Source organism: Deltaproteobacteria bacterium, assembly GCA_016210005.1.
In the GTDB taxonomy this organism is placed as follows: domain Bacteria; phylum Desulfobacterota; class Binatia; order HRBIN30; family JACQVA1; genus JACQVA1.
Window position 1 is genome coordinate 1 of record JACQVA010000043.1, and the last position, 19,739, is coordinate 19,739.

Consider the following 19,739-nt stretch of genomic DNA (forward strand, 5'->3'; position numbering starts at 1 on the left):
CTCCAGTTGCGGGCAAAATCGGTCTGGTATCCCCCCAGCACATACACGGGAGCGGCCATCGTGTCCTCCTGGCAGTCGAGCGCTCGATTTCGGAAACGCGCTCACACTACCATCGGCGCACCGTGAAGCAAGCCGGTCGCACACGGCCACCGCTTTCTGATGAAGCGCGGGGTTTGTCCTGCGCTCACACGTTCGCGGCAGCCGACGACGCCGTCAAGGAATCGCTTTCTTCTCTTTGAGCTGCCCGATGGCTTCCCAGTCGTAGCCCAATTCGAGCAGGACCTCTTCTGTGTGCTGACCGAACTCGGGTGCATTCGAGCGCGGCGCCCACGGCGTGTCGGAGAAATCGACCGGCGACGCCACCATGCGTGCGCTGCCGCCCTCAGCCAGCGGCACGTCTACAAAGGCGCCGCTGGCGATCGCTTGCGGATCGCTGATGACCTCGTCGGTCGATTGCACCGGCGACCACCACACCCCTTCGCGATCGAAGATCTCGACCCACTCGGCAAACGACTTGGTCCCGAAGATCGAATCCAACAGCTGCACCAACTCGGCACAGTTCTCCCGCCGACCGGTGAGGTGGTTGAAGCGCGGATCGTCGAGCAGCTCGGGCCGGCCGAGGGCGCGCACCAGATCCGGCCACAGGCGATCGCCCTGCAAGCCGAGCAACCAGAACCAACGCCCATCGCTGCCGCGGTAGCAACTGATCATGGGATTGGGCGTGGCCATGCGGGTCATGGGCACGGCCGGGATGCCCATGCGCAACATGATGTTGGTATCCCAACCGACGGTAAAGATACCCAAGCGCAGCAATGAGGTGGAGATCAACTGCCCGCGCCCGGTGCGCTGGCGGGCCAATAGCGCCGCGGCGATGCCGGCGACGGCGGTGATACCGGCGCTGTGATCGCCCATGGCGCCGCGTTGATAGGGCGGATCAGCTCCGGGCGACGTCAGCGCCGCGGCCATGCCCGAGCGCGCCCAGAAGGCGCCGATGTCGAACGCGGGCCGATCACGATCGGGCCCGTCGAGGCCGTACCCCGTGATGCTGGCGTAGACCAGTTGCGGGTTGCGTTTGGCGAGGCGGTCGTAATCCAACCCCGCCCGTTCGAGCGCCCCGGCGCGGATGTTGGTGACGAACACGTCAGCCCGGTCGATGAGTTCGAGGGCGATCGCCCGTCCTGCCGGCTCGGCGTAGTTGATGGCGATGCTGCGTTTGCCGCGATTATCTAGCTCGAAGGGCGGGTTGACAGGCGTGGCCACACCCATGCCGCGCAAGAACAGACCGCGAAAGGGATCGCCGTCCGGTGGTTCGATCTTGATGACGTCAGCGCCCCAATCGGCGAGAATGCCGCCGGCCGACGGACCGGCCACCCAGAACCCCAACTCGACAACCCGAACCCCTGCCATCGGACCAGCCATGAACACTTCCTCCTCGTGGCCCCGTAGATTGCCATCATTACGCCCGCGAGCAAACCCGAAAGTCGCCGGGCTACCATCGTAGTTCGGGAAGTTGCCCCGCGCGGCGCGGCCGTGTTACGCTGCGGCGCGTGCCAGACCAAGCAGGCTGCTGCGGTGTCGCAGTGAAGCGCTGAGGTTCTCACGGGGGGAATCAACGTGCCGCTAATTCAACGCGTTCGGCCAATCGTTCTGGCGGGCATGCTTCTGGTGCTCCCCGCCTGCACTATCACCACCAGCGTGCAGCCGATTTCTCGCGACCTGGTCAAGGCTGTTTGCATTAGTGACAACCCGGACACCTGGTCAAAGGATTTTCTGCCCGCCCTGCGTGCGCAGTTCCAGCGCCATGGAATAGCCACCAGGGTGTACAGCCAGGACCCGCCCGCCGATTGCCGCTTTCGCGTCGAGTATGACGCGAACTGGGGGTGGGATGTGGCGGTGTATCTGAAGTATCTCGATGTTCGCATCTTCGACCAGGACCGCCTGGTTGGCCAGGCCACTTACGACGCACGCGGTGGCGGTGGGCGGCTGGACAAGCTCGGCTCAACGGAAAGCAAGCTCGAACGCATCATGACCCGGCTCCTGACTGGGGCCAGCGCTGCGGACTGATGAGCGGGATCAAGTGGAGTGCTCGGACCGTTGCGGGGCCGGCGTGGCGATCGGCTCACGGCGAGCGTGGAGCAGGAAGGATCGAGAAGGGAGATGTCGACCATGCGGAATGGCGAGCGATTTGTTGCAATCTTGATGCTGCTCGGCTGCGGGTGCGGTGCCACCCGCGTCAGCCTCGCGCCTAGTATACCGACACCTTCCCAGCCCGTGGCGGGAGGGGGCAAGGTCGCGGTTGCCAGACAAGCCGATGGCCTCCCCGATACGATTGGGCGGGCGACGATTACCGTATTCGCCATCCCGACCTCCTCGGTACAGTTTGGCGACCCCGACACTGCCGAACGGATCATGCGGGGCTTGCGGGCAACGCTGCGTAAAGCAGGCTACCAGCCCATCGACCCGGCCGACCTGCCCTTGGGCCCGGTGCTGACGTGCCGGATCAAGGAGATGAGCTTCAAGAACTACACCTGGTTCATGCCGGCGATCATAACCTGGGGCACGATTCGGCTTACCCTCGCCCTCAGCGATCCCACGGGCGCAGTACGGTGGCAGCGGGATTACGAAGGCCATTACAGCGATACCGAGGTCGGCGAGGGATTCGACGAGGCGGTTAATACCGTGATGGGGCGCATCCTGGCTCGTGCGGCCGAGGACTTCACCTCTAGTGAATTCAGTGCGGCCTGCTGCGGTCTCGAGGCGGCGGCGATCAGCCTCGGGGGCGCACAAGCTGCCGAGCCGGCCCCCGAGTGAAAACGGCTCGGTGAGCCGGCTGCTTGCGCGGCCAGATCAACGGCGGCGATCAGCAGGAGATCAGCGACAAAGACTACGGCGGCCGGGGCTACACCTGCCGGGACCCGGAAGGTCACCTGTGGAGCTTCGGCACCTATGATCTCTGGGCCGCTGAACAGGTTCGCACTCGATCGAGCGGGCCCGCGGCCGCCGCGCGCCGCCCGCGCTACCGCAGCAGCGCCGGTGCCAGCTCGCGCCATTGCGCCAGCGGCAGCGCGCGCGGGTCGGCGCTGAGCACCTGGACGCCGACATGGTCGGCACCGGCGTCATGGTGCGCACGCACGCGCTTGACGATTGCGTTCACGTCGCCCCAGGCGACGATGGCGTCAACCAGGCGATCGCTGCCGCCGCTGGCAACGTCATCGTCGGTGAACCCGAGACGCTTCAGGTTATTCACGTAGTTCGGCAAGCCCAGATACGTCGCCATATGCGTGCGGGCAATCTCACGGGCGGTGCCGGCATCGGTTTCGAGCACGACGGCTTGCTCCGGCGCCAGCCAGGGCCCCTTGCCCATCACGGCGCGGGCATGCGCTGTATGCTCCGGCGGCACGAAGTAAGGGTGCGAGCCCTTCGCGCGCTCAGCGGCCAGCTTAAGCATCTTCGGTGCGAGCGCGGCAATAATCCGGACGGGCTCCGCGGCCGGCGGCGTAGCCAAGAACGGGGCGTAATCCATCGCGTCGAGATAAGCGCGCATGGCACTGAGCGGCTTGTCGTAGTTGTGGCCGCGCAGGCCCACCAGCGGCGCGTGGCTGACGCCAATGCCGAGGAGAAAACGCTCGGGGTAAGCTTCGCAGAGTGTCTTTTGCGCCCCCGCCATGGCCATCGGATCGCGCGCCCAGATGTTGGCGATGCCGGTGGCGATCACGATCCGGCGCGTACCCGCCAACAGGATCGCCGAGTTGGTGAAAGCCTCCCGCCCCATCGCCTCGGGAATCCAGATCGCGCCGTAGCCCAAGGCTTCGATCTCCGCCGCCGCTTCCTGGGCCTTGGTCGCCGGTTGCAAATCGAGCGCAAAGGTCCAAATGCCGACCCGTCCGATATCCATGACTCCCTCCTTCAGTAGCAGCCGCTGGCGCTGCGCAGTGCTCTGCCACATTGCCCCGGCTCGGCCAAGGCCCCGCGGCGCGAGCGCCCCGAGGCTCACGGCGCTGCTGCAGCGGCATCCGCGCGAACCCAGCCTCGCACCCACGGCAGCAGCACGTAGGCCGGGAACGAGAGAAGAAAGGTCAGCAGGAAGTACGCCGCGTAGCCCAGCTGGCTGGCGCCGATGCCGCTGACGCCGCCGGCCAGCGAGCGCGTCAGGCCGAAGATGGCCGACAGCAATGCATACTCAGTGGCCGCCTGCCGCTTGTCACAAATGTGCATCAAGAAGGCGAGAAAGGCGGCGGTGCCGAGACCGCCGGTGAAGCTCTCCAACAGCGACGCAGCGTAAATGCCCGCCCGGCCGCTGCCGCTGTAAGCCGCGGCGGCGTAGCCCAGATTGGAGAACGCTTGCAGCAAGCCGAGCGCCCACAGGCCGCGAAAGATGCCCCAGCGCGTGGTGAGCACACCGCCCGCCAGCGCCCCGACGACGGTGGCGCCGACGCCGAAGGTGGTGGAGACCAGGCCGATCTCCTCGACGCTGAGGCCGGCGTCGACCCAGAACGGCTTGACCATCGGCCCCATGCTGCTGTCGCCCAGCTTGTATGTCAGCACGAACAGGAAGATCAGCAGCGCACCGGGCCGGCGCAACCACGCCCGCAGCGGCGCCAGCCCGACGCCACCCTCCCTGTCACCACTCGTGATCAAGGGTGGGCTCTGCCACACCGCCGCGGCCAGCAAGACGCAGGTGGCCGCCGCGCACCAGAACACGATCGGCCAACCGAGCACCCTGACCAACATCAACAAACCGCCGCCGCCGGCGATCAAGGCGGCGCGATAAGCCGAGACCCGCACGCCATTGGCTATGCCTTCTTCGCCCGGCGCCAGTAGCCCGATGGTGTAGGCGTCGATGGCGATGTCCTGCGTGGCGGAGGCGGCCGTGAAGGCCAAGAGCAATGCCCACAGCCAAAACGACGGCTGCGCCGGATCGAGCAGCGGCAGCAGCGCCAGCAGCATCGCCATGAGCAAGAGCGCGCCCGTAATCCACTGGCGGCGCTGGCCGAAACGATCGATCAACGGCGACCATAACACCTTCAACGTCCACGGCAGGCCGAGGAAGCTGAGCAGCCCGATGGCTTCGAGCGCCACACCGTGGGTGCGGAAGTACACCGGCCATTGGTCGACGGCGATGCCGAAAGGAAAGCCCTCGGCAAAGTAGAGCACCGCCACCCATGAGAGCTTCTTTCTCAACTCCATCCGCCCCTCCGCCCGGCCCGCTCGCGCACTACAGTTCCAAGTCAGTCCCCGACGAGCCCTTGCTAAGAATTCGCTGGCAGATGCCGGCGATGGTGGCGCCGGCTTCATCAGGGCTCAGCCCCAACGGCCGAATGTTGGAGATGCACTTGCGGTCGGCGTCGGTGGTAGCGGGGCCGGGGCGGAAGGTGAGGTAGCAGCCGAGACTGTCGGCGCTGCCCAAGCCGGGCCGCTCGCCGATTAGATGCACGACTAGCTGGGCACCGGCGGCCGCCGCTATCGGATCGCCGGCAGCGACGCGCCCGTTGCGCACAGCCACCGGGACGCCGAGCGTGCCCAGCCGTTCGAGATGGCGGCGCAGTGAGGGGTACAGCCGTTCGCAGTGCGCCTCGGCCGCTTGCGCCGACAAGCCATCGGAGAGCACCAACTGAATGGCGGCGGGCGCCGGACTGTGAGCGCGAATCCGGTCAAGCTCGCCGCCAGCAAGCTGCCGCCCCAGCGGCGGTTGGCGGATGTAAGCCAAGCGATCGGGCGCCGCGGAGCTGACCAGCAGGAAGCCCAAGTCGCGCAGGAGATCGAGAAATGCCGGACTCCATTCGCTCCACACCGCGTCGCGCGCCGCGGCATGATCGCGCTGGAAAGCCAACCAGGTAGCGGTGCGCGGGCGCCCGCCCGCCCGGCCGACATCCAGGCGCGCCGGCGTGCTGCGCCGGGCCCGGTCGAAGTCGATTTCGAGCCGCTGACTCACAGCAAAGCTCGGGCGTCGCCGGCGCGCGCGGTCAGCCGCCCTTGCTGCATCAGACCGCGGCGTTCCAGCCAGGCTTCGAATTCCGGCGCCGGGCGCAACCCCAGCAGCTCACGCACCGCACCAGCGTCGTGAAACGACGAGGTTTGGTAGCTCAGCATGCAGTCGTCGCCCATCGGCACCGCCATGAAGTAATTGCAGCCGGCGGCGGCCAGCAGCACCGCGAGATTCTCCAGATCGTTCTGATCCGCGGCCATGTGATTGGTGTAACAAACATCGACCCCCATCGGAACGCCGAGCAGCTTGCCCATGAAATGATCCTCGAGCCCGGCGCGGAGCACCTGGCGCGCGTCGTAGAGGTATTCCGGGCCGATGAATCCGACCACGGTATTGACCAGCAGCGGGCGGTAGCGCCGCGCCACGCCGTAACAGCGCGCTTCCAGCGTCACTTGATCCAAGCCGGCGTGGGCGCCGCTGGAAAGCTCCGAGCCTTGCCCGGTCTCGAAGTACCAGCGCGCCGGACTGTCGAGCTGGCCACGCGCGCGGATTGCCGCGTCCGCCTCGTCGAGCGAGGCCAGATCGATTCCAAACGCGCGATTAGCCGCCTGTGTGCCGCCGAGCGACTGGAACAGCAGGTCGAGCGGCGCCCCGGCGGCGAGCGCGCGCACCTGGGTGGTGACGTGCGCCAATACCGACACCTGCGTGGGCACCTCCAGCTTAACACGCAGTGCCTGCAGAGCGTGGCTCAGGCGCTGCACCACCTCCAGGCGGTCGTCGGCGGGATTGACGCCCAGCACGGCATCGCCACAGCCGTAGCTCAGCCCTTCCAGCGTACTGGCGAGCACGCCGTCGATGCCGTCGCGCGGATGATTGGGCTGCACCCGTGTAGCCAGCCGGCCAGCCTGGCCGAGCGTGGTGCGGCCAGCCACCACCACTGGCAGTTTCTTTGCTGCCAGCATGAGGTCGAGGTTGGACATCAGCTTGGCAACTGCCGCCGCCATCTCCGGCAGCAAACCGGAGCGCAGCGCGACGAGCGCGTCGCCAGCATCGGCGAGCAAGTGTTCGCGCAGCTCGCCGATGCTCCAGTCGGCGATGCCAGCATAAGCGGCGGTGTCGAGTTCTTGGAGAAATGCCCGCGTCAACTCGTCCGCCTCCGGCGGCAGCAGCGGCGCCTCGACGAATTCCCGCAGCCGCACGTTCGCCAGCACGGCCTTGGCGGCCACGCGCTCCTTGGCGCCAGCCGCGGCCAGCCCGGCGAGTTGATCGCCCGACTTCTCCTCGTTCGCCTTGGCCATCACCTCAGCCAGTGTGGCGAAGGTATAGCCGTGCGCGTGCAAGGACATGAGCTAGCATAGGGAGCTGCGGTGCTGGCGGTCAAGCGCCGGGCGACTCATCGACGTTAGCTTGCGCCGCGAGCCGGCGCAGGAGCTTGCGGCTCGCAGCCCGTCGAGAAACGGCGATGCCCTTCGAGACGCTGCTTCGCAGCTCCTCAGGGCGAGCGGAAAAGTGTTGTGGCAGAAGGAAGCACCGCTCATGCTGAGGAGCGCCGTCAGGCGCGTCTCGAAGCATGGGCGGTGCTTCAACGGATTGCCGGGGGCTGGCAGCAAATCAACGCGGGCGGGCTCGGCCTCGATTATCTGCATGGCGGCCCGACACGCGGCCTCGACCGCAAGTGCACGCTCGCTGATCGAGCGATCACGCCAGAGTGGCTCGGCGCGCCAGCCGGCAACAAGCGCCTCTCGGTCTGGCGGCGAGCGGCGCCAGCCTAGACGAGAAAATCCAGATCGGCACCGAGGTGCGCGGGCAGTACGTGCTGTGCGTACAGGCGGCGCCAACCGCGTTCAGGGAGCGGGGGCGGCGCCAAACGCTCGCGGCGGCGCGCGAGCTCGGCGGCCTCGACGCAGAGGTCGAGACGGCGTTTGCCGGCGTCAAGCTCGATCATGTCACCGTCTTGTACCAGCGCCAGCGGACCGCCGGTGGCGGCTTCCGGGGAGCAGTGCAGCACCACCGTGCCGTACGCCGTGCCGCTCATGCGGGCGTCGGAAACCCGCACCTGGTCGCGCACACCGGCCGCTGCGAGATAGCGCGGGATCGGCAGCGAGCCGGCCTCAGGCATGCCGGCCGCAACTGGGCCGGCGTTGCGTAGCACCAAGACGTGCTGCGCGCTGATCTGCAACGCCGGATCGTCGATGCGCGCCGCGGCGTCTTCGGGCGACTCGAATACCACTGCCGGGCCGCGGTGACGTAGCAGCGCGGGCGTGGCGGCGGCGGCTTTGATCACTGCGCCGTCCGGCGCGAGCGAGCCGCGCAGCGTGACCAGCGCGCCCGGCGGGCCCAGGGGGTTGTCAAGCGACCGAATGGTCTTCTGCCAATCGGCCGGCGACGCTGTCTGGTTCAGCAATTCGCCGAGCGTGCGGCCGGTGACCCCGACGGCTGATAAATCGAGTAGCGGCGCCAGCGCTTTGAGCAGCGCCGGCACACCGCCGGCGCGATGCAGGTCTTCCAAGTAGCCGCTGCCCGCGGGCTTGCAGTCGGCCAGCAACGGAACGCGTTGTGAGACTTGGTGGACGTCATCCAGCGTCAGCGACACGCCCGCGCGCCGGGCAATCGCGATCAAGTGCACGATGGCATTGGTCGAGCCGCTGACGGCACTGAGCACGGTGAGTGCGTTGACAAACGCAGGCCGCGTGAGCACGTCGCCCGGCCGCAATTGGCCAGAGGCCAGCTCGACCGCACGCCGCCCGGCCGCCACCGCGTGGCGCAGTCGATCACCCGAGCCCGACGGCGCAGTCGCGCCGCCAGGCAGCATCATCCCGAGCGCTTCGGTCAGGCACGCCATCGTCGACGCCGTGCCCATCACCATACAGGTGCCGGCATTGGCGCAGAGCGCCTGCTCGATCTCATCGATCTCCTGGCCGCTAATCTCGCCGGCGCGGTACTTAGCCCAGTAACCGCGGCAATCGGTGCAGGCTCCCAGTCGCTGTCCGCGCCAACTGCCGGTGGTCATCGGGCCGGTCACGACGGAAATGGCCGCCACGTTGGCCGAGGCCGCGGCCATCAGCTGTGCCGGAACAGTCTTGTCGCAGCCGCCGGTCAGTACCACCGCGTCCATCGGTTGCGCGCGGATCATCTCCTCGGTCTCCATCGCCAGCAGGTTGCGGTAGAGCATCGAAGTCGGCGACAACAGGATCTCGGCGAGCGACGCGGTCGGGAACGCCAGCGGCAGGCCGCCGGCCTCGAGCACGCCGCGCTTGATCGCCTGGATCAACCCGGGCATGTCGCGATGGCAGGTGGTGTAGTCCGATGAAGTATCGGCGATCCCGACCACCGGCCGATCGAGATCGGCGCGGTCGAAGCCAGCGGAGGCCAGAAAGGCGCGCCGCAAGTAGCGGCTGAAGCCGGCGTCACCGTAAGAAGTCAAGTTGCGATCGACCCCGCGCATCGGGGCCTAGAGTCGACGGTTCCCGCACGACAGTCAAGCGCATGCAACGGCCAGACGGCGGCCAAGTCGACAGCCGGCTGTCTGGCGCTCGGGATGTCTCCATCCCGAGCGGCCCAGTATCAGCCATCAGACGGCGTAGCCCGCCGCTGGAAGCGGGCGACGGCGCGGTTGTGTTCCTCCAGGGTGGTCGAAAATTGATGGGTGCCGTCGCCGCGGCCGACGAAGTAAAGGTAGTCCACCGCCGCCGGTTGCAGCGCTGCCGCCAGTGCGGCCCGGCCGGGGTTGCAGATCGGTCCCGGGGGCAGGCCGGGATTGGTGTAGGTGTTGTACCGGCTCGGCCGGCGCAGGTGGGCCTTGGTCAGATTGCCGTCAAATGACTCCAGCCCGTAGATCACCGTCGGGTCCGACTGCAGCAACCAGCGCAGGCGCAAGCGGTTGTGAAACACGGCCGCGACCAGTGCGCGTTCAGACTCGACACCGGTTTCCTTCTCGATGATCGAGCTCAACGTGACCCAGGCGTGTCGGCCGAGGCCGGACTGCCGGCGCAGCGGCTCCAATTCCGCGCTCACCGCGCGAAATCGAGCAGCCATGCGCCGGATGATGTCCGCCGGCGCTTCACTCCAGGGCAACGCATAGGTGTCGGGAAACAAGTAGCCCTCGGCGCCGGTAGCCGGCAGAGCCAGATCGGCGAGCAGATTGGGCTCGCGCGCGGCGCACAGGAACGCGTCGATACCGCCAAACCCCTGCTCGGCGAATAACTCGGCGATCTGCACCAGCGTAATGCCCTCCGGGATCGTGACCCGGTGTAGTGCGGCCCCCGCCGAGCGCAGGACGTCAAGAACGGCGAGCGGCGATAGCGGCCGGTCGAAGCGATAGTCGCCGCTACGGACGCTGCGATCGAGCCGCTTCGCCCGTGCCCACAGCGAGAGCAGCCAGCCGTATCGCACCACGCCGGCCGCCTGCAGGCGGCTGGCCACACTTCCAAATCGTTCTCCCGCCGACACGGTCAGCAACGCCCCGCCAGGCGGCGCCGGCTGCGGCCGGTGCAACTCGCGCCATCCCAGCACGGCTGCGCCGGTTGCAGTCAGTAACAGCAGGAAGATGACGAGGGCCACCGATCGCCACACGCCCCCTTGGATATCGAACGCGCGGCCACGACGGAAGGGCCCGCTACTCGGTCGAGACCTGATCGCTGCCGTCGTGCGGCGGACTGAAGATGACCAGTGCCGCGGCGGGGGTGTTGCCGGTGTTGACGAAGTAGTGGCTCGCCCCGGCTGGAATCGCGAGCGTGTCGCCGGCTCGCACAGCCGCCGGCTGCCGGTTGATCCACTGCGTACCCTGCCCCAGCAACAGCAGAACGACGAGGTCGTGCTGTGCGTGCAGGTGGGGCCGCTCGCCCGCACCGGGCCTTACTTGCACCAGGTGATAACTGAGCTCGGCAGTCACCGCGAGGCGCTCGGCCCGCACCGGCTGATCGGCAGCGAGCGGATAGCGATCCAACAGCTCAGCTAGCTCGACCGGCGCGGCGCCGGGCAAGACAACCCGCGGCGGCGTGCGCGCCGTGCAGCCAAGCGCCGCGATGGCGAATGCGAGCACACAAGTGGTAAGAGACTTGCCGAGCCTATTCATCGGAGCCACAATACAGCCCGTGATGACCGACAACGCAAGCCGCCCGCTCGCACCGGAGCCATGATGCTTTGGCTGCGCCTACTGATAGCGGCCCTGTGCGTGCTGGCGTACCTGCGCTCACCCATCGACTTGATCCCGGAGCCGATCCCTGGGCTCGGCGTGCTCGACGATGTGCTCGTGCTGGTGGGCTTTCTCTGGTGGGCGCGGGCGCAGCTGCGTCACGCGCGGCCACGGCCGGCGCCGCCGAAGCCAACCGCAACTAACGAGGTGTGGAATCCGTACGCGGTGTTGGGTATACCGGCCAACGCCAGCGCCAAGGAGATCACCCACGCCTATCGTGAGCAAATGAAACGTTACCACCCCGACCGCGTCGCCGACCTGGGCGAGGAATTGCAACAGCTTGCACATCAGAAGACGGTCGAGATCCAACGCGCTTACGCCGAGCTCAGTCGCGCTTGAGGCCCATGCCCCTATGACCCGCCCAGTTCCGGTTCTGCTCGATACCGACATCGGCACCGATGTCGACGACGCGCTGGCGATCGGGCTGCTGTTGGCGGCGCCTGAGATCGACCTGCGCGCCGTGACCATCGTCTCGGGCGATGCGGTGCTGCGCGGGCGGATCGCCAAGAAACTCCTCACCCTCGGGGGGCGCACGGACGTGCCGGTGGCTGCCGGCGTACCCGAGCCGGTGCTGCGGCAGCGCAACTTCCTCTGGCTCGGCCACGAGGGGCAGCGAATCGTGGCTGCACACGAGGCGCTGCCGCTGGCTTCGGCACACGGAGTGGACCTGCTCATCGACACGGTGCTGCGCGAGCGGCCGCACGTGGTGGCGATCGGGCCGCTGTCCAACCTGGCCGTCGCCATCATGAAGGAGCCGGCGGTGATCGCGGCGATTTCGCATCTCACGCTCATGGGTGGCGCGCTCGGCATCCACAACGACGCCGACGTGCCGCTGATAGAGTACAACCTCAACGGTGATCCGGAAGCGGCGTTGGTGGTGCTGAGTGCGGGGATTCCGGCAACCTTGGTACCGCTGGATGTGACCTGGCACGTCCGCTTCAAGGAAGCGGAGCTGGCGCGGCTGCGCCAGTCGCGCTCACCGCTGGTGCAGGTGCTGTGTGATGCGATGGAGGTGTGGTGGCCGATTCACCGTGAGTTCTTTGCCGGCGCACGCAGCTATACCCCGGATATCGTCGCCTTCCTGCACGATCCGCTGGCAGTGGCGGTACTGATCGATCCCTCGCTGGTTACGCGGCAACGCCTGCGGCTGCGGCCGGCGATCGTTGACGGCGTCTTTCGTCTGCTCGCAGAGCCCGGCGCGCCGGAGTTCACCGTGGCCACCGAGGTGGACGCGCCCCGGTTCGTCGAATTCCTCGTGCAGCGCTTGCTGCAACTGCCGTAAACAGGCGCAGCGCGCTGCCGCTCACAGCGCCGGCGGTGGTGGGCACCCGTTGAGGGCGTTGTTGACGGCCTGGACCAGGCAGTTGACGGTTACTGCCTCGGAAGCGATCACACCTTCACATTCGAGCGCGGGGCAGTCGGCCGGGATAATGCCAAGTGCGATGCCCACGCCCCTGACGATCTCATCGACCGTCACCTCGCCATCGTCGTTGCAGTCACCGACGCAGGCGATCGGGGTGGCGGTTGGGCTGGGTGACGCGGAGGGTGTCGGCGTGGCGGTTTCGGTCACGGTAGCGGTCGCGCTCGGCGTCTGAGTCGGCGCGGCCGTCGTCGTCGGGGTATTGGTCGGCTCGGATGTTGCCGTAGCGCTCGGGGTGGCGGTTTCGGTCGCTGTCGGCGTCATCGTCGGCGTCCACGTGAACGGGAGCGTGGGCGTAGCAGTGATGGTCGGCGTGCCGCTGTCGGTGGGGGTTGCGGTCGGTGTTTCGGTGGTGGTCTCGGTGGGTGTCGCAGTCAAGGTCGCGGTCACCGTAACGGTGGCGGTGAGAGAAGGCGTTGCGGTGGCGGTAGCACTCGGGGTCGGCGTCGGCGTAGCGGTCGGCGTCGCCGTAGTGGTGGCGGTATCGGTAGGCGTGATGGTGGCCGTGCGTGTCGGCGTCGCAGTGCGCGTGGCGGTGGCGGTGCGCGTCGGCGCCGGGCTGGGAGTGTCCGTCGGCGTGCGCGTTGGCCGCGGCGTCCTGGTGTAACTGGGAGTGGCGGATGGCGACGGGGTGGAGGTTTCGGTCGGCGGGGGTTTGGGGGTCCGGGTAGCAGTTTGCGCAGCGCTCGCAGTGGCGGTGCGCGAAGCGGTAGCGGTGACGGTGGGGGTTTCCGACGGCGTGGCGGTGGGCGTGTCTGTGGCGGTGGTGGTGGGGCGGAGCGAACGCGTAGGCGTGGTCGTGATCGTCGGCTTGCGCGTCAGGGTGCTGGTGGGCGTACGACTGGGCTGTCGGGTGGCGGTGATGGTGCGCGTGACGGTGGGCGCTGTCGTCGGCGTCAGTGTTGCGGTCGGGGCTGCGGTCGCGGTCGGGGTGGGGCTGGTGGTAGCCGTTGGGGGACGGGTCGCCCTCGCGGTGCGCGTGGCGGTGGCGGTCGGCGGTGGCGGCGCGGTAGCGGTTGGTGTGCGCGTCGGTTGGGGTGTGGCAGTGCTGGTGGGCGTGGCTGTCGGGGTCTTGGTTCGGGTGCTGGTTACCGTCGCGCTGGCGGTTGCGGTCGCGCTGGCTGAGGCGGTGGCGCTCGGGGTCTTGGTCGGCCGTGGGGTGGCCGTGTCGGTTGCCGTAGCGGTTGCGGTCGGCGTTGCGGTGGCGGTCATGGTTGCGGTCAAGGTAGCGGTGAGCGTCGGTGATCTCGTTGCCGTGGGCGTGCGAGTTGGCCGGGCCGTGGCGGTCATAGTCGGTGTAATCGAAGCGGTGCTGGTTGGTGTTACAGAAGGTGTTCGGGTTGCAGTCCGGGTAAAGGAGGCGGTGCGCGTGGGGGTGGCGGATGCGGTTTGCGCCAGTGAGCGCAAGGGTAAGGCCAACAGCACTGCCGCGATCAGCAGCAACGCGCACCGGCGGCAGCCCGGCATGCCGCGCCGAGGGCGCGCATCCTGGTGCTCAAAGGGCGTGTACGCGGTCGGGTTCACCGGCGGCGCCTGCATACCACGACCGCGCCGCCGCTGCCACGGCCCTGCATCTACCCCAGCAAGGGCAAACCGCGATAGGCGCGGTCGAGCAAGTCGACTGGGTGCACAACGGGGATGTTCAGTTTGCGGCGGCGCAAGCCGGCTTGGATTTGGATCATGCAGCCGGGATTGGCGGCGGCCACGCACTGCGCGTGCGTGCTCTCGATGTTCCTCACCTTGCGCGCTTGCAGGCGGGCCGCCATTGCCGGCTCGAGCAGGTTGTAGCTGCCGGCGCTGCCACAGCAGAGGTCAGCCTCGGGTAATTCGACCAAGTCGACGCCGGGGATCAGGCGCAGCAGCGCACGCGGCTGTTCGCACACTTGCTGCCCGTGGGCGAGGTGGCAAGCATCGTGGTAGGCGACACGCAGCGGTGTCACTGCCGGTGGGGCGTCTGCACCCAAGGCCACCAGCCACTCACTGATATCGCGCACCTTGGCGCTGAACTCGCGGGCGCGCTCGGCGTAGGCGGGGTCATCTGCGAGCAGCTCGCCGTACTCGCGCAGCAGCGCCCCGCAGCCAGCGGCATTGGCGATAATGGCGTCGAGGTCGGCGGGAAAGGCGTCGATGGTGCGGCGGGCAAATTCAAGCCCGGCGTCGCGCGAGCCGTTGTGCAGCGACAGCGCCCCACAGCAGGTCTGCGCCCGCGGCACCACCACGCTGCAACCGTTACGTGTCAAGACACGGGCGCTCGCCTCATTGGTTTGCGCAAACCACACCCGCGCCACACACCCCGCCAGCAAGCCGACGCGCCGGCGTTCGCGCCCCTCGGCCGGCACCAACTGCGGCAAGGGCGCCGCACCATCGGCCGGGGGAATCATCGCCGCTACCGGCAGCAGCTTGGTCACCAGCGGCCACACCCCGAGCCGCTGCGCCAGGCGCACCGGCGCCATCAGTGCGCGCAGGCGCCGCGGATAGGGGAACACCCACTCGAGCCAGCGCCGCTGCCAGCGCTCGCGGCCGCGGCGGCGATACTGCTCGGCGACCAAGGCGCGTGCGCCCTCGATCATCCGGCCGTAGTGCACGCCCGATGGACAGGCGGTCTCGCACGCGCGGCAACCCAGGCACAGATCGAGGTGGCGGACCACTTCCGGCGTCAGCGCCAGCGTGCCGTCGCTCAGCGCCCGCATCAAGTAGATGCGCCCGCGCGGCGAATCCATCTCCGTGCCCAACTCCAGATACGTCGGGCACGCTTGCTGGCAAAGCCCGCAGTGCACGCAGTCGAGAAGTCTCTCGGCGGCAATAAAGATCTGCGCCGGCGGTCTGGCAGTACCGCTCATCGTTCAGATCCCGCCTATATAGCGCCCGGGGCTCAAGATGCCGTTGCGGTCCAGCTGCTGCTTGATACCACGCATCAGCGACAGCGCCGGGCCGGCCTCGCCAAAACGATCGATGCGCCCGGTGAGCGCGTCCGGCAGCGAATCGAACACCACCCAGCCGCCGCGCACGCGCCCGGCCAGGCGCAACCACTCGCAGAACTGCGCCGCTGCGGTGACGTCGCCAGCTTGCGCGCGCAGGCGCGCGATGCCGCTGCCGGCGTGCGCCACCACGGCCGCATGCAGGCCGCGCGTCGCCGCCTCCGGCACCAGACGCGGGAGCAAGGTGGCCAGTTCGGTGGGTAGCAAGCTGAGGCGCGCGCTCAGCGTGTCCCGCGGTGCGGCGCCGTCCGTGGCCAACGGGAACTGACGCAGCCAGTGCATCAACCGTTGCGCTTCAGGCTCGGCGCAGGGGTAGAGCCCGGCATAATGCTGTGCCAGCAGCGTCTGCTGCGCCGCCACTTCCTCAACAATGCCGCCCAAGCCGACGGCCACGCCCGGGCCGCTCATGCCCGCCTCCCGCCCCGCCGTGTGATCGAGCAATTCGACAAAAAGCGGCTCGGTGTCGGTCTCCAGCAGATCGCCGGCGAGATCACCGGCGGCTTTCAGGTCCGGCGCCCCGATCCAGAGCACGCGGGTGTGCTCGGGACGCGGGCGGATCTTGAAGGTCGCTTCGACGATCACTCCGAGTGTTCCTAGTGATCCGGTGAAGAGTTTGCCGAGATCATAACCGGCAACGTTCTTGACCACCCGGCCGCCGCCTTTCACCACCGAGCCATCAGCCAGCACGACGGTGATCCCGATCAACAGGTCGCGCACCTTGCCCTGCGACAGGCGTAACGGGCCATTGAGATCGGCCGCGATTAGTCCTCCGACGGTGACGCGCTCGCGACACGGAGGATCGAGCGGCAACCACTGGCCGGCCGGGCTCAAGGCGGCGTCGAGCGCCGCGAGCGTGAGACCGGCCTCGACGGTGGCGGTCATATCGGCGGCCTCGTGTGCAATCACGCGCGCCATCCGGCAGGACGACAGGGCGATGTCGTAGCTGCGCGGCGGCTCGCCCACCCGCAGATGCGTCCCCTGCCCCACGGGCACGACCGCCAAGCGCTGTTCCTCGGCCACCCCCAGCACTTCGCTGACCTGGGCCACGCTCGACGGGAACAGCACACAGACGGGCGCGCGCCCGCCAATGGTGAAGGCGGCGGTATCCTCACTGACCGCGTCGTCGCCGAGACGCGAGCGCAGCGTGGCGAGGAGTTCTTCGGCGCTAGGCATTGACCAACGGATGGGCGGCCGCGGCCGGCGCTTCGTGCGTGCAAGCCTTCATCGCTACACGGCCGCGCGTCGTTTGGGGCGCGTGGTCTCGACACACACCCCGGGGGTGGGAAAGATCTTGCCCGGGTTGCAGCGCTGCTTGGGATCGAAGACGCGGCGCAACTGCTGCATGACCAGCAAGTCGGTCGGGCTGAAGAGCAACGGCATTTGCTGGATCTTCTCGACCCCGATGCCGTGTTCGCCGGTGATGCTGCCACCGAGCGCGACGCAGGCTTCGAGAATCTCGCGACCGGCATTCAGCACGCGCTCGACCTGGTCGGCGTCGCGTTCGTCGTACAGGATGATGGGGTGGATGTTGCCGTCGCCGGCGTGGAACACGTTGGCGATGCGCAGCCGGTAACGGCGGCCGATCTTGCTGATAACCCGCAGGATGTCGGGCAGTTTGGTGCGCGGCACGACACCGTCCTGGGTGCAATAGCTCGGCGCCAGCCGGCCGACGGCCCCGAAGGCGCGCTTGCGGCTCTTCCACAGCGCCGCGCGCTCCGCTTCGTCCTTGGCCACGCTCACCTCGCGCGCGCGATTAACGCGGCAGATCTCGATCACCCGTTGCGCTTGCGGCTCGAGGCCGGCAGCCAAGCCGTCAAGCTCGATGATCAGCACGGCGCCGGCGTCGGTGGGAAAACCGAAATGGTAGGCCGCCTCGACGGCGGCGACGATGAGCTGATCCATCATTTCCAGTGCCGCCGGCACGATCCCGGCGGCGACGATGCCAGACACCGTTTGCGTGGCGTCGTCGACCGACTCGAAGATGGCCAGCAACGTCTTCCAGGCCTGGGGCCGGCGGATCAGGCGCAGCGTGGCTTGGGTGACCACGCCGAAGGTGCCCTCGCTGCCGACGGTTAGGCCGACGAGATCGTACCCGGGCACGTCCTCCATCGGCCCCCCGAGCTGCACCACCTCCCCGTTGGGCAGCACCAGCTCCACCCCGAGCACGTGATTGGTGGTCACGCCATACTTGAGCGTGTGCGGGCCGCCGGAGTTCTCGGCGACGTTGCCGCCAATGGTGCAGGCCGTCTGGCTCGAGGGATCGGGGGCGTAATAGAGGCGACCACCCTTCGCCGCGTTGGTGACCGCCAGGTTGACCACCCCGGCCTCGACGGTGGCGCGCCGGTTGGCGAAGTCCACGGCCAGAATGCGGGTCATCCGGCTGGTGCAGACCATCACCGGAGCGGCCAGCGGCAGGCAGCCGCCGCTCAGGCCGGTACCCGCCCCGCGCGGCACGAAGGCGACCTGCTCGCGATGCAGCAGTCGCAAAACCGCCGCCACTTCACCGGTAGTTCGCGGCAGCACCACGACTTGGGGCGTGCTTTTCTCCAGCGTGTAGCCGTCGCAGTCGTACACCCGCAGTTCGCTGTCGTGCGTGATCACCCCGTCGAGGCCGACGATCTGGCGCAACTGGTCGGGCACCTTTGGCGGCAGCATATGACTTTGACACGCTACCGGCCCCCCGATAAAAGCACAAGCGCCGCCGGGCGCCGGCCGCAACATAACTTGGAGTGATTGGATGACTATATCCGCTGCCCCCCCGCCGCGTTGCTTACTCGGGCCTGGCCCCAGCCTGGTGCACCCGCGAGTGTTGCGGGCGCTCGGCATGCCTCTGGTCGGCCATCTCGATCCGGCCTTTCTCGACATCATGGAGGAAAGCAAGCGGCGGTTGCGCGCCGTCTTTCGTACCGGCAACGAACTCACGCTGCCGATCTCGGGCACCGGCAGCGCCGGCATGGAGGCCTGCCTAGTCAATCTGATCGAACCGGGTGATCGAGTGATCATCGGCGTCAATGGCGTGTTCGGCACGCGCATGGTCGAGATCGCCGGCCGCTGCGGGGCGACCGTGGTGCCGGTCGAGGCGCCTTGGGGTCGAATTATCGATCCGGCCGACATCGCCGCAGCGTTGCAGCGCACCAAGTCGCCCAAGCTGGTAGCGGTGGTGCACGCGGAAACCTCTACCGGCGCGTGGCAGCCGCTGGAAGATATCAGCCGACTGGCATACGCGGCCGGGGCCCTGTTCGTCGCCGACACCGTGACCTCGCTGGGCGGCTGTCCGGTGCTGCTCGACGACTGGGGCATTGATGCCTGTTACAGCGGGACGCAGAAGTGCTTGAGCTGTCCGCCGGGCTTGGCGCCGATATCCTTCAACCAGCGCGCGCTCGAGGTGCTCAAGCGCCGCCAGACCAAGGTGCAGAGCTGGTATCTCGATCTGACCATGATCGCGCAGTACTGGGGCGCCGAGCGCGTTTACCACCACACCGCGCCGATCTCGATGAACTACGCCCTGCTGGAGGCGCTGCGACTGGTGGAGGAGGAGGGACTAGAAGCGCGCTGGCGCCGCCACCAGCGCAACCATCTCGCGCTCAAGGCCGGCCTTGCCGCAATCGGTTTGGCGCTGGCGGCGCAAGAGGGGCATCAGCTGTGGATGCTCAACAGCGTACGCATTCCCGAGGCAGTTGACGACGCGGCCGTGCGCCGCGCGCTGCTCGAACAGTTCAACATCGAAATCGGTGGCGGTCTGGGGGCATTGAAGGGCAAGACCTGGCGCATCGGCCTGATGGGGGAGTCGAGCACCGAAGCCAGCGTCTTGGCGCTGCTGAGCGCGCTGGAGCGGCTGCTGCCCCGGCACGGCTATAAGGTGGAAGCCGGCGCGGCAGTGGCGGCGGCGAGCGCGGCCTACGCGCAGATGTAGGGTCAGCGCCCCGGTGATGGCGGCTGGCGGTGGCGGCGAGGGGGCCAGGTGAGCGGATGAGCGGTTCGACGCGGGTTCCGGGGCGGCGCTGCGACGGTGCGCTTGAGCTCGCAAGTGCGATCACGAAACCGTGCCGGCAATGGTTGCGCGCAGTGGCAGCCATCGCCGCCGCCTTGTTGCTGCCGCGATGCGCGCTGGTCGAAAGCGCCGCCCCGGTGCAACCTAAACCGGCGGCGGTGGAGCTGCTCAGCCGCGCGCAATGCCGGGCGGTTCTCGACGACACTGCCGACCTGAACTCCCTCAAGCGC

The 19,739-nt window shown here is 67.9% G+C and carries 20 protein-coding genes and 1 pseudogene; 8 read left to right on the plus strand and 13 right to left on the minus strand.

What is annotated here, in order from left to right; genetic code table 11:
* Positions 1–213: 213 nt before the first annotated feature.
* Positions 214–1,419 (minus strand): CoA transferase, encoded by a 1,206-nt coding sequence (locus HY699_05100; GenBank protein ID MBI4515179.1) that lies wholly within the window; start codon positions 1,417–1,419, stop codon positions 214–216.
* Between the two features lie 237 nt (positions 1,420–1,656).
* Here HY699_05100 and HY699_05105 point away from each other — a divergent pair, with 237 nt between their 5' ends.
* From HY699_05105 to HY699_05115, 3 genes and pseudogenes are all read left to right on the plus strand, one after another.
* Entirely contained in the window at positions 1,657–2,064 is a 408-nt protein-coding gene (locus HY699_05105; GenBank protein MBI4515180.1) for a hypothetical protein, read from the plus strand.
* Positions 2,065–2,157: 93 nt separating this feature from the next.
* Positions 2,158–2,811: a hypothetical protein gene (locus tag HY699_05110; GenBank protein MBI4515181.1), complete on the plus strand. Its 654-nt coding sequence runs from the start codon at positions 2,158–2,160 to the stop codon at positions 2,809–2,811.
* Positions 2,812–2,867: 56 nt separating this feature from the next.
* A pseudogene (locus HY699_05115) lies at positions 2,868–2,960 on the plus strand (glyoxalase).
* A gap of 56 nt (positions 2,961–3,016) precedes the next feature.
* Here HY699_05115 and HY699_05120 read toward each other — a convergent pair.
* The 4 genes from HY699_05120 to HY699_05135 all read right to left on the minus strand — a co-directional run bounded on the left by HY699_05120 (position 3,017) and on the right by HY699_05135 (position 7,272).
* Positions 3,017–3,895 carry an LLM class F420-dependent oxidoreductase gene (locus HY699_05120; protein ID MBI4515182.1) on the minus strand — a complete coding sequence of 293 codons (879 nt, stop codon included), beginning with the start codon at positions 3,893–3,895 and terminating at the stop codon, positions 3,017–3,019.
* Positions 3,896–3,990: 95 nt separating this feature from the next.
* Positions 3,991–5,187 carry an MFS transporter gene (locus tag HY699_05125; protein ID MBI4515183.1) on the minus strand — a complete coding sequence of 399 codons (1,197 nt, stop codon included), beginning with the start codon at positions 5,185–5,187 and terminating at the stop codon, positions 3,991–3,993.
* Positions 5,188–5,215: 28 nt separating this feature from the next.
* Positions 5,216–5,932, minus strand: coding sequence for an ethanolamine ammonia-lyase subunit EutC (eutC, locus tag HY699_05130; GenBank protein ID MBI4515184.1), 717 nt, complete (start codon positions 5,930–5,932; stop codon positions 5,216–5,218).
* Complete coding sequence (locus tag HY699_05135; protein ID MBI4515185.1) at positions 5,929–7,272, minus strand: ethanolamine ammonia-lyase subunit EutB; 1,344 nt, start codon at positions 7,270–7,272, stop codon at positions 5,929–5,931. The genes eutC and HY699_05135 overlap by 4 nt, the downstream gene beginning before the upstream one ends.
* 168 nt (positions 7,273–7,440) lie before the next feature.
* On the opposite strand from HY699_05135, the gene HY699_05140 reads away from it, so the two are divergent.
* Positions 7,441–7,698, plus strand: coding sequence for a hypothetical protein (locus HY699_05140; GenBank protein ID MBI4515186.1), 258 nt, complete (start codon positions 7,441–7,443; stop codon positions 7,696–7,698).
* Here the strand turns inward: HY699_05140 and HY699_05145 are convergent.
* The 3 genes from HY699_05145 to HY699_05155 form a co-directional block, all read right to left on the minus strand.
* Positions 7,695–9,371: a dihydroxy-acid dehydratase gene (locus HY699_05145; protein MBI4515187.1), complete on the minus strand. Its 1,677-nt coding sequence runs from the start codon at positions 9,369–9,371 to the stop codon at positions 7,695–7,697. The two genes, HY699_05140 and HY699_05145, sit on opposite strands and share 4 nt — an antisense overlap.
* 119 nt (positions 9,372–9,490) lie before the next feature.
* Complete coding sequence (gene mltG, locus HY699_05150; protein MBI4515188.1) at positions 9,491–10,498, minus strand: endolytic transglycosylase MltG; 1,008 nt, start codon at positions 10,496–10,498, stop codon at positions 9,491–9,493.
* 43 nt (positions 10,499–10,541) lie between these two features.
* Complete coding sequence (locus HY699_05155; GenBank protein ID MBI4515189.1) at positions 10,542–11,000, minus strand: cupin domain-containing protein; 459 nt, start codon at positions 10,998–11,000, stop codon at positions 10,542–10,544.
* A 60-nt stretch (positions 11,001–11,060) separates the two neighbouring features.
* Here HY699_05155 and HY699_05160 point away from each other — a divergent pair, with 60 nt between their 5' ends.
* Both HY699_05160 and HY699_05165 read left to right on the plus strand, forming a co-directional pair.
* On the plus strand, positions 11,061–11,459 hold the full coding sequence (locus HY699_05160) for a DnaJ domain-containing protein (GenBank protein MBI4515190.1): 399 nt from the start codon (positions 11,061–11,063) through the stop codon (positions 11,457–11,459).
* 13 nt (positions 11,460–11,472) lie between these two features.
* Complete coding sequence (locus HY699_05165) at positions 11,473–12,402, plus strand: nucleoside hydrolase (protein ID MBI4515191.1); 930 nt, start codon at positions 11,473–11,475, stop codon at positions 12,400–12,402.
* 21 nt (positions 12,403–12,423) lie between these two features.
* Here the strand turns inward: HY699_05165 and HY699_05170 are convergent, their stop codons facing one another.
* The 5 genes from HY699_05170 to HY699_05190 all read right to left on the minus strand — a co-directional run bounded on the left by HY699_05170 (position 12,424) and on the right by HY699_05190 (position 18,173).
* Positions 12,424–12,597 (minus strand): hypothetical protein, encoded by a 174-nt coding sequence (locus HY699_05170; GenBank protein MBI4515192.1) that lies wholly within the window; start codon positions 12,595–12,597, stop codon positions 12,424–12,426.
* Between the two features lie 19 nt (positions 12,598–12,616).
* Positions 12,617–13,990 (minus strand): hypothetical protein, encoded by a 1,374-nt coding sequence (locus HY699_05175; GenBank protein ID MBI4515193.1) that lies wholly within the window; start codon positions 13,988–13,990, stop codon positions 12,617–12,619.
* 124 nt (positions 13,991–14,114) lie between these two features.
* Positions 14,115–15,380, minus strand: coding sequence for a glycolate oxidase subunit GlcF (gene glcF, locus HY699_05180; GenBank protein ID MBI4515194.1), 1,266 nt, complete (start codon positions 15,378–15,380; stop codon positions 14,115–14,117).
* Positions 15,381–15,383: 3 nt separating this feature from the next.
* Positions 15,384–16,691, minus strand: coding sequence for an FAD-binding oxidoreductase (locus HY699_05185; protein ID MBI4515195.1), 1,308 nt, complete (start codon positions 16,689–16,691; stop codon positions 15,384–15,386).
* 54 nt (positions 16,692–16,745) lie between these two features.
* On the minus strand, positions 16,746–18,173 hold the full coding sequence (locus tag HY699_05190; GenBank protein ID MBI4515196.1) for an FAD-binding protein: 1,428 nt from the start codon (positions 18,171–18,173) through the stop codon (positions 16,746–16,748).
* Between the two features lie 82 nt (positions 18,174–18,255).
* Between HY699_05190 and HY699_05195 the strand changes: the two genes are divergently transcribed.
* Positions 18,256–19,431 (plus strand): alanine--glyoxylate aminotransferase family protein, encoded by a 1,176-nt coding sequence (locus HY699_05195; protein ID MBI4515197.1) that lies wholly within the window; start codon positions 18,256–18,258, stop codon positions 19,429–19,431.
* A gap of 152 nt (positions 19,432–19,583) precedes the next feature.
* On the plus strand, positions 19,584–19,739 hold a 156-nt coding region (locus tag HY699_05200; protein MBI4515198.1), incomplete at its 3' end, for a hypothetical protein.